Origin of the sequence: Candidatus Allofournierella merdipullorum (assembly GCF_048426865.1) — a bacterium.
Lineage (GTDB): Bacteria > Bacillota > Clostridia > Oscillospirales > Ruminococcaceae > Allofournierella_A > Allofournierella_A merdipullorum.
The window spans coordinates 1-13,895 of record NZ_DBFNWJ010000001.1; the positions used below are offsets into that span (position 1 = coordinate 1).

Here is a 13,895-nt window from a genome sequence, read left to right on the forward strand (position 1 = left end):
CGTCGTCCTCATCTTCGATGTCGTCGCCGTAGACGTACTCTTCCAGCTCGTCCATGTCCTCGTCCATGGCGTCCAGCTCGTCGTAGACCTGGTCCAGATCGTCGTCCAGATCGGCCACGGTGTCGCACAGATCGGCCAGCAGGTCATACATGGCCTTCAGCACTTTGCCCTCTTTGGTCTCCTCGCTGATCTCCAGACCCTCCATCAGGCCCTTCAGGTAAGCGGCTTTCTCTTTCAGTTCCATTGGGAAATCCCTCCTAAACACTTGTTTTGAAATGAAAAAACCGGGCAGCGGCTGCGCCGCCGCCCGGGGCTTTTCTCATTGGTTCGCTCAGGCGCGCTCCATGTACTCGCCGGTGCGGGTGTCGATGCGGATCTTGTCGCCCTCGTTGATGAACAGGGGCACGCGGATCTCAGCGCCGGTCTCCAGCTTGGCGGGCTTCAGGGTGTTGGTGGCGGTGTTGCCCTTGAAGCCGGGCTCGGTCTCGGTGACCTCCAAAACCACGAAGTTGGGGGCCTCGATGCCGAACACGTTGCCCTTGTAGCTCAGCACCTTCACCATCTCGTTCTCCTTGACGAACTTGAAGGCGTCGCCCAGATCCTTCTCGTTGATGGGCACCTGCTCGTAGGTCTCCATATCCATGAAGTAGTACAGGCCGCCGTCGTTGTAGCTGTACTGCATCTCACGCCGCTCGATGAAGGCGGTGGGGAATTTCGCGCTGGGGTTGTAGCTGGTCTCGGTGACGGCACCGGTGATGACGTTCTTGGTCTTGGTGCGCACAAAGGCAGCGCCCTTGCCGGGCTTCACGTGCTGGAATTCGACGACCTGCAGCACCTTGCCGTCCTCTTCGAAGGTAACGCCGTTGCGGAAATCGCCTGCAGAAATCATAAAGGATCCTCCATAACTTTTTATAATCTCAAGAATTACCTTGACATATCCGTAAATATTTTACCCTAAGGGCGGCTGTTTTGCAACCCTTTTCTGGCAAAAAGGCGCGCTGTTCAGCCGCCTGCAAGGGCTTTGTAATACCCTTTCATCACCGCCGCGTCCTCCGCCTGGGTGCCGGCGGACTCGCAGACGATCACCGGGGCCAGCCGCCGCTGCCACAAAACTTCCATCAGCGGCTCGAAGGGCGGGCCGAACACCGTGTCCGCGAAGGTCAGGTGGCGCTTTTCGCCCCCGGTGGTGTACTCGATGCGGCTGAAGTGGGCGTGGAAGTTCACCGCCCGCTCGTCCCCCAGTTCCTCGGCCATGCGGTCGAGAATAAAGGCGTACTGCTCTTTACCCTTGATCCAGCCGCCGTCTCTCGCGTTCAGGTGGCCGAAGTCGATGCAGGGGGTGATGCGTTTATCCACCTTGCACAGGGCCAGCACCTCGTCCAGGGTGCCCAGCTGGCCCACCTTGCCCATGGTCTCGGGGCAGAGGGTGATGTCCTCAAAACCCGCCTCGTCCAGCGCCGTCTGCATCCGGGCCATGGTGTCCAGCGCCTTTGCAAGCGCCTCTTCCCGGCTCTGCTTGCCGCAGCTGCCGGCGTGGAAAATGACCCGGCGGCCGCCCAGCGCCCGCACCGCGGCGGCACTTTGCAGGATGTAGTCCACGCTGTTCAGGCGCTTTTCCTCCTCCATGCTGCTCATGGAGATGTAGTAAGGGGCGTGGAGGCTGAAATAGATGCTGCGGGCCTCGGCGCCGGCGCGGATGGTCTTTGCCAGAGCCTCGCCCAGCCGCACGCCCCGGCCGCACTGGTATTCGAAGGCGTCCAGGCCCATGGCGGCGGTGTACTCCGGCACCTGGGCGCTGGTCTTATAGCCCATGGCCTTGAAGCTTTCGCTGGTGCCGGCGGTGCCGAACAAAGGGCTGTTCACAGCAGTTTGCCTCCTTTTTGATAGTAGCGGCGCAGAAAGGGCTGTTCCAGCTTACGCTTGAATTGGATGTCCTTTCGGGCGGGGCCGCCCCGGGGCGACACCACCAGCGCCCGAATGCCGAAGAAGCTGGCGGCCAGCCGGTCGGTGAAGAGCTGGTCGCCCACGATGGCCATCTGCCGGCGCTTCACGCCGAACCGCCGGCGGGCGGCGGCAAGGCCGAAGGTGAGGGGCTTGCAGGCCATGGAGACGAAGGGCAGCCCCAGCCGGGCGGCAAAGGGGCTGACCCGGTTTTTGGTGTTGTTGCTGACGATCATCAGCTTGACGCCGGCGGCGCGCATGGTCTCCAGCCAGCGCTCCACCTCCTCGTCCAGCTGCTGGCTGCCGTGGGCGGTGAGGGTGTCGTCCACATCCAGCACCAGCGCGGCGATGCCCTTTTCCTTCAAAAAGGCGGGGGTGATGGAGCTGACGCTGGAAAAGAGATATTCCGGTGTGATGAGCATGGGCCGGCGGCCTCCTTGTCAAACTCTGAAAAACGAAAACGGGCGGGCCCGCGATGGGCCCGCCCGGACGCTTGGTGCGTTGTCAGCCGGTTAACCGGCACCGCCGCTTACTTATACTTGCGCTTGCGGGCGGCTTCGGACTTCTTCTTGCGGCGCACGGAGGGCTTCTCATACGCCTCGCGCTTGCGAACTTCCGCCAACACGCCGCTGCGCGCGGTGGAGCGCTTAAAGCGGCGCAGGGCGCTTTCCAGCGACTCGCCGTCCTTGACACGAACTTCCGACATCTTACTTCCCTCCCTTGGACCTGAGGCAGGAGTTTTGCCGGTACTTTAAAAGAAAAGTACCCAACATACCGATTATACTATGCCCCAGAGGATTCTGTCAACCGGAAATTCCTCCGCAAGGGAGGATTTCGCAGTTGTTCACAAAGTTTTAACCCTTTACCACCAGGTTGACCAGCTTGCCGGGCACGGCGATCTCCTTCACCAGGGTCTTGCCTTCCAGCAGAGCGGCCACCTCGGGGGCCGCCTTCACGGCGGCCAGGGTGGCGGCAGCGTCCATGCCGGCGGCCAGATTCAGCCGGGCCTTGGGCTTGCCGTTCAGCTGCACCAGCACCTCCACGGTGCTCTCGACGCACTTGGCCTCGTCGTAAACGGGCCAGGCGGCGTGGGCGATCTGGCCCTCAAAGCCGCAGTGCTGCCACAGCTCCTCGGTGATGTGGGGCGCAAAGGGGTTCAGCAGCACCAGCAGAGTGCCGAACTCGTCCTTGGTGGCGCCGCCGGCGGCGTAGAAATCGTTCACCAGGCTCATCATCGCCGCGATGGCGGTGTTGTGCTTGAGCACCTCGATGTCCTCGCCCACCTTCTTGATGGTGCGGTGGATGGCGCTCTCCAGCTCGGGGCGGTAGCCCTCGCCGGGCACGATCTGATCCGCCAGGCCCCAGACGCGGTCCAGGAAACGCTTGCAGCCCTTGATGGACTGGGTGGACCAGGGCGCGGCCTTCTCGAAGTCGCCGATGAACATCTCGTACAGGCGCAGGGTGTCGGCGCCGTACTCGGCCACCACATCGTCGGGGTTGATGACGTTGCCGCGGCTCTTCGACATCTTCTCGCCGTTCTCGCCCAGGATCATGCCGTGGCTGGTGCGCTTTTTGTAAGGCTCGCTGGTGGGCACCACGCCGATGTCATAGAGGAACTTGTGCCAGAAGCGGCTGTACAGCAGGTGCAGGGTGGTGTGCTCCATGCCGCCGTTGTACCAGTCCACCGGGCCCCAGTACTCCACGGCCTCCTTGCTCACGGGGGCGGTGTCGCAGTGGGGGTCCATATAGCGCAGGAAGTACCAGCTGGAACCCGCCCACTGGGGCATGGTGTCGGTCTCCCGCTTGGCCGCGCCGCCGCACTTGGGGCAGGTGGTGTTCACCCACTCGGTGTGGCGAGCCAGGGGGCTCTCGCCCTCGGGGCCGGGCTCAAAGTCGGTGATCTCGGGCAGGCGCAGGGGCAGCTCGCTCTCGGGCAGGGGCTGCCAGCCGCAGCAGGGGCAGTTCACCATGGGGATGGGCTCGCCCCAGTAGCGCTGGCGGCTGAACACCCAGTCGCGCAGCTTGAAGTTGACCTTGGCGTGGCCCTTGCCGTTTTCTTCCAGCCAGTCGGTGATGGCCTTCTTGGCCTGCTCCACAGTCATGCCGGTGAGGAAACCGCTGTTCACCATCACGCCGGTGGCGCAGTCGGTGAAGGCTTCCTTCTCCACGTCGCCGCCGGCCACCACTTCGATGATGGGCAGGTCAAAGGCCTTGGCGAAGGCGTAGTCGCGGGTGTCGTGGGCGGGCACCGCCATGATGGCGCCGGTGCCGTAGGTGGCCAGCACATAGTCGGAGATGAAGATGGGGATCTCGGTGTCGTTCACCGGGTTGACGCCCTTCACGCCCTCCAGGCACACGCCGGTCTTGTCCTTGGCAAGCTCGGTGCGCTCAAAGTCGCTCTTGCGGGCGGCCTCGGCCTGGTAGGCACGCACGGCCTCGGCGTTGGTGATGGTACCGTTCTCCAGCCACTCCTTCACCAGAGCGTGCTCGGGGGCCAGCACCATGTAAGTAGCGCCGAAGAGGGTGTCGGGGCGGGTGGTGTAGACCACCAGGTCCTCGCCGGTGGTGGTCTTGAAGGTGACCTCCGCGCCGTGGCTGCGGCCGATCCAGTTCTTCTGCTGGGTGACCACGCGGTCGATGAAGTCCAGGCCGTCCAGATCGTCGATGAGGCGGTCGGCGTAGGCAGTGATCTTCAGCATCCACTGGCTCTTGACCTTGTGGACCACTTCGCCGCCGCAGCGCTCGCAGCAGCCGTTGACCACTTCCTCGTTGGCCAGCACCACCTTGCAGCCGGTGCACCAGTTGACGTTCATTTCCTTTTTGTAGGCCAGGCCGTGCTTATACAGCTGCAGGAAGATCCACTGGGTCCACTTGTAGTACTCGGGGTCGGTGGTGTTGATCTCCCGGTCCCAGTCGAAGGACAGGCCCAGAGCCTGCAGCTGGCTCTTGAACCGGGCCACGTTGTTCTTGGTGACCACTTCCGGGTGGATGTGGTTCTTCATGGCGAAGTTCTCGGTGGGCAGGCCGAAGGCGTCCCAGCCCATGGGGTAGAGCACGTTGTAGCCGGCGAGGCGCTTTTTGCGGGCCACGATGTCCAGCGCGGTGTAGCTGCGGGGATGGCCCACATGCAGGCCCTGGCCGCTGGGGTAGGGGAACTCCACCAGGGCGTAGAACTTGGGTTTCGAGTGGTCGAGCTTGGCGGCGAAGGTCTTTTCGTCCGCCCAAATCTTCTGCCACTTGCTCTCAACAGCCTTGAAATCGTATTTCACCTGACATCAACTCCAGAAATTCATTTGATTCAAACGGCGGCGGGATGCGCTGCCGGTTCACTGCGCGTCGGTCTCGTCCTCTTCGAACTTCACGTCCACCGGCTCGGCGTCGGCCCACAGGTGCTCCAGATCGTAGAAGCTGCGGGCCTCGGGGTAGAACACGTGCACGATGACGGTGCCAAAGTCCAGCAGGATCCAGTTCTTGGAGTCGTAGCCCTCGGTGCGCAGGGGCTTTACGCCCTGCTCGCCCAGCTGGAACTCCACTTCCTCGGCCAGGCTCTTCACATGGGTGGAAGAAGTACCGGTGGCGATGACGAAGTAATCGGTGAGGACGGTGAGGTCCCGCACTTTGAGCACCTTCACGTCAGAGGCTTTTTTCTTGTCCAGCACCTTGGCGATGGCGGTGGCAAGCTGCAAACTTTCCATTGGGTTCTCCTTTCGCCGGCCCCGGGCCGGCTGTTGTTGGTGATGGGTATCAGCCGGCGGCCTGACCGGCCTCGGCTTCGGTGTCCAGCTGGCCCATGTACTGCACGTTGGGGTCGGTGGACTCGCCCGTGGTGGCCAGGGTGGGCACATCCAGCTGATCCACCGGGCCGCCGTAGGTGCGGAAGTACTGGTTCAGCAGATCGGTGGTCTTGGCCACGTCACAGATCAGATGGGACTGGTCGTTGTAGCGCTGAGCCGCCGAATAGGTGGGCAGTTTGCACATCATGATGTTGGCGCTGTCCACCTGCAGGAAGCTCACGCCCATGCTGATGAGCTCGTCCATGGGGATGTTGGTCTCCACATACTTGAGGGCCACCGGGGCCAGCTTGGCCAGGTCCCACACGGTGGCGGTGCGGATGCGGGCGAAGAGGCCCTGGTAGAAGTAGCGCTGCATATCCAGCCGGGCGATGTCCGCCTGGGCGTAGTTGCGGTTGCGCACGAAGAACTCGGCGGCCTCGCCGTCCAGGTTGCGGTAGCCCTGCTCCAGGGTGCTGCCCTTATAGGAAATATCCTTGGGGATGTAGACCTCAATGCCGCCGAAGAGATCCACGATCTCCTTCAGGCTCTGCATATCGATGGTGACGTAGTAGTCCACCGGCAGCTTGTACTGCTCGTGGATGAGCTCCATCAGACTGCCGATGCCGTCGTTGTACAGGGCAACGGCGTTGATCTTGCCGGTGTTGCCGTGCTTGTATTCCTCGCCGGGGTAGGTGTCCCGGGGGATCTGGAGCATATTGATCTTGTGGTTGGCCACATCAAAGTTGACGTACATGATCATGTCGGTCATGCCGTCGTTGGAGCCGTCGCTGCTGTAAGCGCGGCCCTCCTCGTAGTCGATGCCGCACACCAGCACGTTCACCACGTCCCCCTTATACTCGCTGGGGGTGTTGATGATCTCGTTGATGGTGGGGGCGCCGCCCTCGGGGCTGATGGAATGAACCACCCACTGGTAGACGCCGAAGAGGCCCAGGGCCAGCACGCCGAAGAAGCAGCACAGGCTGATGAGCACGGTTTTCAGCGCGCTGCCCTTTTTTTTGCGCCGGCGGGGGGCCGGGCTGTGGGCAGTGTGGCCGGTGGAAACGGGCCGGGCCGCCGGGCGGGAGGCCGCGGGCCGGCTGGGCGCGGAAGAGGGCGCGTGATAGGTGGTGCGCGCCGGGCCGGAGGAAGAAGCGGCGGACGCGCCGCTGCGGTTGATCTTGCGGCCGGTGGAAGAACCGGCGCTGCTGCGGGACGCGCCCGACGCGCCGTGGGACGCGGAAGAAGTGTTGAGCTTTCTGTGCTGCTTGGGATCGTTCATGGGGCAAACCTCCGTTTTACCGGGCGCTGACGATACGTTCCATGTCGTCCAGCGCCCGCCTTGTGATCGGGTCGATGGTTTTGCCGCAAGCTTCCATCCACTCCACATTGTAGCGCAGGGCCGTGGCCACCGCCGTGTCCAGGTCCTGCAGGGAAAGCCGGCGCAGCTCCTCCACCTCGGGGTAGTCGCGCTCGGCGCTGATCATGTCGCTCAAAAAGATGATCTTATCCAGTTTGGTCATGCCGGGCCGGCCGGTGGTGTGACACCGGATGGCGTCCAGCACTTCCCTGTCCTCCACACCCCAGCGGGTCTGGGCCAGGATGGCCGCGCAGACGCCGTGCCACACCGGGGGCGGGCTGTTTTCAGCGTCACCTGCTATTATAGCATTTTCCCGCAGAATCTGCAATAATTCCTCTTTCGGCAGCTCTTTGGCCGCGTCGTGCAAAAGGGCGGCCAGCGCCGCCTTTTCCCCGCTTGCACCGTAGAGGGCCGCCAGTTCCACCGCCTTGTCCCTGACGTTGACGGTGTGGGTGAAGCGCTTTTTGGAAAGCGCCTTTTTCACCATTTTTTCGGCTTCGCCGCAGGTCATGTTGTTGTCACCTTTCATAGAGATGGTTTTCTTCGATCACCCGCCGGGCCGCTTCGGGCACCTCGGACAGGTCCCGCCGGTGGGCGCGCAGGTCGGTGGAGGCCAGGGGCAGCGCGGGAGAGTCGGTAAAGAGGACTTTCCCGCCCTCGGCCTCAAGGGCACGGGCGGCGGCCCGCAGGGCGGGCATGTCCCCCGTCTCGCGGCTCTGGGCCACCAGCACCGTGCGGCGCAGCAGCTCCTGCCAGTTGCGCCATTCGGTGAAGGTGGTGAGCATGTCGCTGCCCACGCACAGGTACACCGACGCGCCGGGGTATTTTTGTTCCAGCATCTTCACCGTGTCGATGGTGTAGCTTTTGCCGCCCTGGCGTATCTCCCAGTCGCTGACTTCCAGCACCGGGAACAGGGGTTTAAAGCACTCGCACATGGCAAGGCGCAGCGCCGCCGGGGTGGCGCTGGCCGCTTTGTGAGGCGGGATGCAGGAGGGCATCACCACCACCCGCGCGGGCTTTGCCGCCTCGATGGCGCTTTTGAGAAAATGGATGTGGCCGTTGTGGGGCGGGTCGAAGGTGCCGCCGAAGAGCAGCACCCTTTCACCTTCCGCCAGCGGGCCGCGCTTTTCGCCGTTCATGGCGCGCACCTTCCTCCGTTACTTCAAAAGGTCGTCGAAACGGCTCTCCTTTTTCTTTTTCAAAAAGAGCACGAACTTGGAGCCGATGACCTGCACCACCTCGGCGCCGGTCTTTTCGGCCAGCAGCTCGGCGGCCTCGCGGGCGGAGTAGACGCTGGTCTCCAGCACCTTCATCTTGATGAGTTCCCGGGCGGCCAGGCAGTCGGCGGTGGACTTGATGAGGGTCTCGTCGATCTCGCCCTTGCCCACCTGGAACACCGGGTCCAGGCCGTTGGCGGCCTTGCGCAGCGCGGCGCGCTGTTTGCTTGTGAGCATAGAATAATCCTCCGTAGTTGTTTTGTGTTCAGCGCAGCGCGCGGGTGAGGCGGTCGCCGTCCCGCTTTTCGTTGCGCTCAAAGCCCAGACTGTCCTCGATGGCGGTGATGGGCGCGCCCGCGCCCTCCCCCGCCGCCAGAAAAGCGGGCAGTTCTCTGTCCAGTTTGGCCATGGCCACGCCACGGTGGCTGATGGCGTCCTTCTCCCAGTCTTCCAGCTGGGCGTAGCTGCGGCCCTCGGCGTTGGGAGCCTTGCCGCCTCCCGGCAGACCCACCTCGTCGGGGATGAACAGCGGGTCGTAGCCGAAGCCGTTGGAGCCGGCCCGCTCAAAGCCCACCCGGCCCGGGCACTCGCCCAGCACCGTCAGCTGGCGGCCGCCGGGCAGGTAGAAGCACACCGCGCTGACGAACTTCGCCATGCGGCGGCTCGCCTCCACGCCGGAAAGGGCGGCCAGGAGTTTGTCGTTGTTGGCCTCGTCGTCGCCGTGGCGGCCGCAGTAGCGGGCGGAATAGACCCCCGGCTCGCCGTTCAGCGCGTCCACCGAAAGGCCGGAGTCGTCGGCCAGGGTGGGCAGGCCGGCGGCCTCGCAGATAGCCTTGGCCTTGATGAGGGCGTTTTCGGCAAAGGTGGTGCCGGTCTCTTCCGGCTCCAGGGTGATGCCCAGTTCCTTCTGGCTTTTGACCATGTGGCCCTGAGCCTCCAGAATGCGGCGGATCTCTTTCAGTTTTCCGGCGTTGCCGGTGGCGGCGCAGATGAGCATGCTGTTTCTCCTTTTCAGTGCTCCGCGAAGAGGGCTTCGGCGAAGTCCTCGGCGGAAAATTCCATCAGGTCGTCCATTCCCTCGCCCACGCCCACAAAGCGCACCGGCAGGCCCAGCTTCTGCTTGACGCTGATGACCGAACCGCCCTTGGCGGTGCCGTCCAGCTTGGTGAGGATGATGCCGCTGGCGCCGGCAGCCTCCACGAACTGGGAGGCCTGGCTGATGGCGTTCTGGCCGGTGATGGCGTCCAGCACCAGCAGGGTCTCCACGCTGGCGGTGGGGCAGGCTTTTTCCACGCTGCGGCGGATCTTCGCCAGCTCGGCCATCAGGTTGTGCTTGGTGTGCAGGCGGCCGGCGGTGTCGCAGATGACCAGGTCCACCCCTTTGGCGGCGGCGGACTGCACCGCGTCGAACACGACGGCGGCGGGGTCGGCCCCTTCGCCGTGGCGGATGACCGGCACGCCCACCCGGTCGGCCCAGATGGTGAGCTGCTCGGCGGCGGCGGCGCGGAAGGTGTCGCCAGCGACCAGCAGCACGCTCTTGCCCTGGGCCTTGTAGAGCCGGGCCAGCTTTGCGATGCTGGTGGTCTTGCCCACGCCGTTGACGCCGATGACCATGATGACCGCCGGATGGCCGGAGAGGTCCATCTCGTTGTCGGCTTTCAGCTCCTCCACGATGATGGCCTTGAGGGCGGCCATCGCGTCGGCGGCGTTCTTGATGTGCTCGCTGCGCACCCGCTGGCGCAGAGCGGTCACCAGCCGGTCGGCCTCGTCGGCGCCCGCGTCCGCCAGGATGAGCTGGTCCTCCAGGTCATCGTAGAAGGAGTCGTCGATGCTGCCGGCGTTCATCATGTCCAGAATGCCAGCAAAAAAGCCCTTGCGGGTCTTGGCAAGGCCCTCGTCCAGTTTCTCTCTGCGGCTGAAAAATCCCATGGTCTGTTCCCTTCGTTTTTTGATGTTCCCGCCGGGGGCGGGGCGTACTGTAAGTATATACGGTCCAGCGGCGGCGATTGTTGCAAAAGCGCGCCTTTTTTCGCCTTTGTCAGCTCACCAGCGACGCGTCCACCTCGTCCAGGTCGAGGCGCAGCAGCTTGGACACGCCGTCCTCCTGCATGGTGACGCCGTAGAGCACGTCGGCGGCCTCCATGGTGCCGCGGCGGTGGGTGATGACGATGAACTGGGTGGCGTCGCAGATGCGCTGGAGGTACTGAGCGTAGCGCACCACGTTCACGTCGTCCAGCGCGGCCTCGATCTCGTCCAGGATGCAGAAGGGGGCGGGGTTCACCGCCAGGATGGCGAAGTAGATGCTGATGGCCACCAGCGCCTGCTCGCCGCCCGACAGGGCCGACAGGTTCTTGATGACCTTGCCCGGAGGGGCCACCTGGATGTCGATGCCGCTTTCCAGCACGTTCTCCGGGTCGGCCAGAGACAGGCTGGCGGAGCCGCCGCCGAACAGGGCGTTGAAGATGCGCCCGAAGTGGCCGTTGATCTGGTTGAAACTTTCGGTGAAGATGGTCTTCATCTCGCCGGAGAGTTCGCCGATCATCCGTGTCAGCTCGGCCTTGCTCTTTTCCACGTCCCGCACCTGGTCCCGCAGGGTCTCGTAGCGGGTGCTGACCTCTTTGTATTCCTCGATGGCGGACACGTTCACGTTGCCGAGAGCGCGTATCTTGCCCCGCACCTCGCCCACCTGGCGGCGCAGGTCGGTGACCGAGTCGAACTCTACGCAGAGGGCCTGGGCGTCGGTCATGGTGAGCTGGTACTCCTCCCAGAGTTTCGCGATAGTCTGGTCGTACTCCACCTCGGCGGCGGCCTTGCGCTCGGCAAGGCGGGCCATCTCCTGGCTCATCTTTTCCCGCTGGTCGGTGATGGCGCGCACCTTCTGGGTCTTCTGGTTGACCTCGCCCTCCTTTTCCATGCGGCGGGCGCTGGCGGCGGCGATCTTCGCCTCCTGCTCTTCGATGCGGCCGGCGGCCTCCTCTTTCTGCAGGCGCACCGCGGCCATCTTTTCCTCGTTCTCGGCATTCAGGGCCTCGAGGCGGGCGATGTTGGCCCGCAGGGCTCTGTCTCGCTCCTCGCTCTCGCCGGAGCGGCCGGCCAGCGTTTCGATGGCCGCCGCGTGGAGGTCCTTGTCCTTGCCGGCTTCCAGCCGCTGCATGCGCACGGCACTGAGTTCATCGGAAAGGCGGGCGCGGGTGGCCAAAAAGCTGTCGTCGCTGCCGGCCAGTTCCGCCAGCTCTTTTTCCAGAGCCGCAATTTCCCCGGCCAGCTTTTCCTGCTCGGCGGCGGCAGCCTGCCCTTCGGCCTCGTCCTTCGCCTTCTGGGCAGCGAGGCTGTCCGCCTCGGCGGCGGAAAGCTCGGCGGCGGCTTTCGCCTGGCTGAGGGCCGCCTCGATGCGGCGGGCCTCGGCCTCGGCGCGGATCTTATCGCCGCCGGCGGTGATGGCCTCGCTGGAGGCGGCGGTGAGCTGGGCGTTCAGCGCGTCCACCTCCGCCTTCCACTTGTCGGTGGCTTCGGCGGCGGCGTCCTGCTTTTTCTCCAGGTCCGCCACCTTCTTTTTCAGGTCCTCCATCTCCTGGCGGCGGCTGAACAGGCCCGCCGAACGGCTGGTGGAACCGCCGGTGAAGGAACCGCCGGCGTTGATGACCTGGCCGTCCACCGTGACCACGCGGTTGCGCCAGTCCAGGCTGCGGGCCACGCGGGAGGCCTCGTTAATTTCATCTACCACGATGATGCGGCCCAAAAGATTGGCCACGATGTTGTCGTATCTGGCGTCGCACTTCACTAAATCCGCCGCCACCCGGGCGCTGCCGGAAAGGCGGGAGGAATCCATGCGGGTTCCTTTAATGGTGTCCAGGGGCAGGAAGGTGGCCCGGCCGGCCTTTTCGTCCCGCAAAAAGGCGATGGCGGCCTTGGCGGCGGCCTCGCCGTCCACCACGATGTTCTGCAGCGCAAAGCCCAGAGCCGTCTCGATGGCCAGCTCGTAGCCCGGCTGCACGGTGAGCAGGCCGCTCACGGTGCCCAGGATGCCCCGCAGGCGGCGGTTCTGGGCGGCGCGCATGACGGTCTTAACGCTTTGCTGGTAGCCGTCCATGTTGCGTTCCAGATCGCCCAGCACCTGCAGGCGCTGCACGGCGGCCTCCCGCTGGCGGGTAATTTGCTGCTCGGCAGCGTCCGCCTCGTCCAGCTGCTTTTTGCGGCTGGCCAGCTTCATCTTCAGGCCGTTCTGCACGTTTTCCAGCCGGGCGAGGGTGTCGTTCACCGTGGCCAGGTAGGCCGCGGTGTCCGCCTGCTCGGCTTCAAGGTTTTTCAGCGCCTCGGCGCTCTTTTCCTTTTCGGCGGCGATGGCGTTCAGACGCTCGGCGGCGGCCGCCGCGCTGGAGGCACAGCCCGCGGCCCGCACCTTGGCGTCGGTCTGGCGGGCGGTGAGCTGGGCCAGCAGGCCGGTGACAGCGCCCCGGCGCTCGCCGGTGGCGGCGTTCTCCGCCTGGATGACCGCCAGCTGCTCCTCGCGGCGGGCGGCTTCCGCCTCCAGCTCGGCCATTTTGGCTTCCAGCTCCTCGATGGCCTTCTGATGACCGGCGATTTCGGCGGCGATGCCCTCCTTGCCCGCGCCCGCGGCCTCGATCTCCTCTTTAAAAGAAGCGATGCTGGCGTTGTTGTGGTCGATGTCGTTCTGCAGAACGGCCAGACGGCTGTCGCTGCCCGCCTGCTCCTCGGTGATGGCGCGGATGGCAGCGTTGCACCGCTCCACCTCCACCATCAGCCGCTGCATCTCCGCCTGCACGGCTTCGGTCTCGGCGTCGATGGCCTCGATCTCGGCGCAAAGGCCGTCGTAGTCCGCCTGGGCGGTCTCGTACTGGCGCTGCTGGTTGCGCACCGTCTCCTTGGCGCGGCGCACGCCGTCCACCCAGAGGGTGACCTCCAGCTCCTTGCGCTTGGCGCTCAGTTCCAGAAACTGGGCGGCCTTTTTGCTCTCCTTTTCCAGGGGGCCCACCCGGCTCTCCAGTTCGCCCAAAATGTCCCGAAGGCGGGCCAGGTTATCCTCCGCGCCGGCCAGGCGGCGTTCGGCCTCGTTTTTGCGGTAGCGGTATTTGGCGATGCCGCTGGCCTCCTCAAAAATCTCCCGGCGCTCGGCGCTCTTCGCGCCCACGATCTCGGCGATGCGGCCCTGGCCGATGATGGAGTAGCCGTCCCGGCCGAGGCCGGTGTCCAGAAACAGCTCGTATACGTCCTTTAAGCGCACGTTCTGGCCGTTGATGGAGTATTCGCTCTCGCCGGAGCGGTAGTATTTGCGGCCGATGACCACCTCGTCGGCGTCCACTTCCAGCCGGCGGTCGGAGTTGTCCAGCGTGAGGTTGACCATGGCGTAGCCCATGGCGCTGCGCAGCTGGGTGCCGCCGAAGATGACGTCCTCCATCTTGCCCGCGCCCCGCAGCTGCTTGGAGCTGGTCTCGCCCAGCACCCAGCGGATGGCGTCGGAGATGTTGCTCTTGCCCGACCCGTTGGGCCCCACCACGGCGGTGATGCCCTGGTCAAACTTGACGCGGGTGCGGTCGGGGAAGCTCTTGAACCCCTGTATCTCCAGTTCTTTCAGTACCATTGCAATGC

Annotated in this window: 14 protein-coding genes; all 14 read right to left on the reverse strand. The window is 64.4% G+C overall.

Annotated elements, in window-relative coordinates; genetic code table 11:
• A partial coding sequence (locus tag ACMNAY_RS00005) for a CD1247 N-terminal domain-containing protein (RefSeq protein WP_418717905.1) occupies positions 1-244 on the reverse strand: 244 nt, incomplete at its 3' end.
• An 87-nt stretch (positions 245-331) separates the two neighbouring features.
• The gene (gene efp / locus ACMNAY_RS00010) at positions 332-889 is read right to left on the reverse strand and encodes an elongation factor P (protein ID WP_394969134.1); all 558 of its coding nucleotides are present in this window, start codon (positions 887-889) and stop codon (positions 332-334) included.
• A gap of 113 nt (positions 890-1,002) precedes the next feature.
• The gene (locus ACMNAY_RS00015; RefSeq protein WP_394976756.1) at positions 1,003-1,863 is read right to left on the reverse strand and encodes a TIM barrel protein; all 861 of its coding nucleotides are present in this window, start codon (positions 1,861-1,863) and stop codon (positions 1,003-1,005) included.
• Complete coding sequence (locus ACMNAY_RS00020) at positions 1,860-2,363, reverse strand: YqeG family HAD IIIA-type phosphatase (protein ID WP_418717906.1); 504 nt, start codon at positions 2,361-2,363, stop codon at positions 1,860-1,862. The genes ACMNAY_RS00015 and ACMNAY_RS00020 overlap by 4 nt, the downstream gene beginning before the upstream one ends.
• A gap of 107 nt (positions 2,364-2,470) precedes the next feature.
• Positions 2,471-2,647 (reverse strand): 30S ribosomal protein S21, encoded by a 177-nt coding sequence (gene rpsU / locus ACMNAY_RS00025; protein ID WP_177521317.1) that lies wholly within the window; start codon positions 2,645-2,647, stop codon positions 2,471-2,473.
• Between the two features lie 148 nt (positions 2,648-2,795).
• Entirely contained in the window at positions 2,796-5,210 is a 2,415-nt protein-coding gene (gene leuS / locus ACMNAY_RS00030; RefSeq protein ID WP_418717907.1) for a leucine--tRNA ligase, read from the reverse strand.
• Between the two features lie 57 nt (positions 5,211-5,267).
• Positions 5,268-5,636 carry a ribosome silencing factor gene (gene rsfS / locus ACMNAY_RS00035; protein WP_394966769.1) on the reverse strand — a complete coding sequence of 123 codons (369 nt, stop codon included), beginning with the start codon at positions 5,634-5,636 and terminating at the stop codon, positions 5,268-5,270.
• A gap of 49 nt (positions 5,637-5,685) precedes the next feature.
• Positions 5,686-6,993, reverse strand: coding sequence for an LCP family protein (locus ACMNAY_RS00040; RefSeq protein WP_418717908.1), 1,308 nt, complete (start codon positions 6,991-6,993; stop codon positions 5,686-5,688).
• 16 nt (positions 6,994-7,009) lie between these two features.
• Positions 7,010-7,600 (reverse strand): bis(5'-nucleosyl)-tetraphosphatase (symmetrical) YqeK, encoded by a 591-nt coding sequence (gene yqeK, locus ACMNAY_RS00045; RefSeq protein WP_418717909.1) that lies wholly within the window; start codon positions 7,598-7,600, stop codon positions 7,010-7,012.
• Positions 7,590-8,210, reverse strand: coding sequence for a nicotinate (nicotinamide) nucleotide adenylyltransferase (gene nadD / locus ACMNAY_RS00050; protein ID WP_418717910.1), 621 nt, complete (start codon positions 8,208-8,210; stop codon positions 7,590-7,592). Before nadD ends, yqeK begins: the two co-directional genes overlap by 11 nt.
• Positions 8,211-8,228: 18 nt before the next feature.
• Positions 8,229-8,525, reverse strand: coding sequence for a YhbY family RNA-binding protein (locus ACMNAY_RS00055; RefSeq protein ID WP_394966777.1), 297 nt, complete (start codon positions 8,523-8,525; stop codon positions 8,229-8,231).
• Between the two features lie 28 nt (positions 8,526-8,553).
• Positions 8,554-9,285 carry an RdgB/HAM1 family non-canonical purine NTP pyrophosphatase gene (gene rdgB, locus ACMNAY_RS00060; protein ID WP_394976768.1) on the reverse strand — a complete coding sequence of 244 codons (732 nt, stop codon included), beginning with the start codon at positions 9,283-9,285 and terminating at the stop codon, positions 8,554-8,556.
• A 14-nt stretch (positions 9,286-9,299) separates the two neighbouring features.
• A complete protein-coding gene (gene ftsY / locus ACMNAY_RS00065; RefSeq protein ID WP_418717911.1) occupies positions 9,300-10,217 on the reverse strand; it encodes a signal recognition particle-docking protein FtsY in 918 nt (305 codons plus the stop codon).
• 109 nt (positions 10,218-10,326) lie between these two features.
• On the reverse strand, positions 10,327-13,887 hold the full coding sequence (gene smc, locus ACMNAY_RS00070) for a chromosome segregation protein SMC (RefSeq protein ID WP_418717912.1): 3,561 nt from the start codon (positions 13,885-13,887) through the stop codon (positions 10,327-10,329).
• Positions 13,888-13,895: the final 8 nt, after the last annotated feature.

Bases quoted from the DNA above. Each gene is read 5' to 3' on its own strand.
- rdgB (WP_394976768.1), bottom strand. From the start codon at position 9,285: ATGCTCATCTGCGCCGCCACCGGCAACGCCGGAAAACTGAAAGAGATC.
- ACMNAY_RS00020 (WP_418717906.1), bottom strand. From the start codon at position 2,363: ATGCTCATCACACCGGAATATCTCTTTTCCAGCGTCAGCTCCATCACC.
- ACMNAY_RS00055 (WP_394966777.1), bottom strand. From the start codon at position 8,525: ATGCTCACAAGCAAACAGCGCGCCGCGCTGCGCAAGGCCGCCAACGGC.
- smc (WP_418717912.1), bottom strand. From the start codon at position 13,887: ATGGTACTGAAAGAACTGGAGATACAGGGGTTCAAGAGCTTCCCCGAC.
- ACMNAY_RS00040 (WP_418717908.1), bottom strand. From the start codon at position 6,993: ATGAACGATCCCAAGCAGCACAGAAAGCTCAACACTTCTTCCGCGTCC.
- rsfS (WP_394966769.1), bottom strand. From the start codon at position 5,636: ATGGAAAGTTTGCAGCTTGCCACCGCCATCGCCAAGGTGCTGGACAAG.
- yqeK (WP_418717909.1), bottom strand. From the start codon at position 7,600: ATGAAAGGTGACAACAACATGACCTGCGGCGAAGCCGAAAAAATGGTG.
- rpsU (WP_177521317.1), bottom strand. From the start codon at position 2,647: ATGTCGGAAGTTCGTGTCAAGGACGGCGAGTCGCTGGAAAGCGCCCTG.
- efp (WP_394969134.1), bottom strand. From the start codon at position 889: ATGATTTCTGCAGGCGATTTCCGCAACGGCGTTACCTTCGAAGAGGAC.
- nadD (WP_418717910.1), bottom strand. From the start codon at position 8,210: ATGAACGGCGAAAAGCGCGGCCCGCTGGCGGAAGGTGAAAGGGTGCTG.
- ftsY (WP_418717911.1), bottom strand. From the start codon at position 10,217: ATGGGATTTTTCAGCCGCAGAGAGAAACTGGACGAGGGCCTTGCCAAG.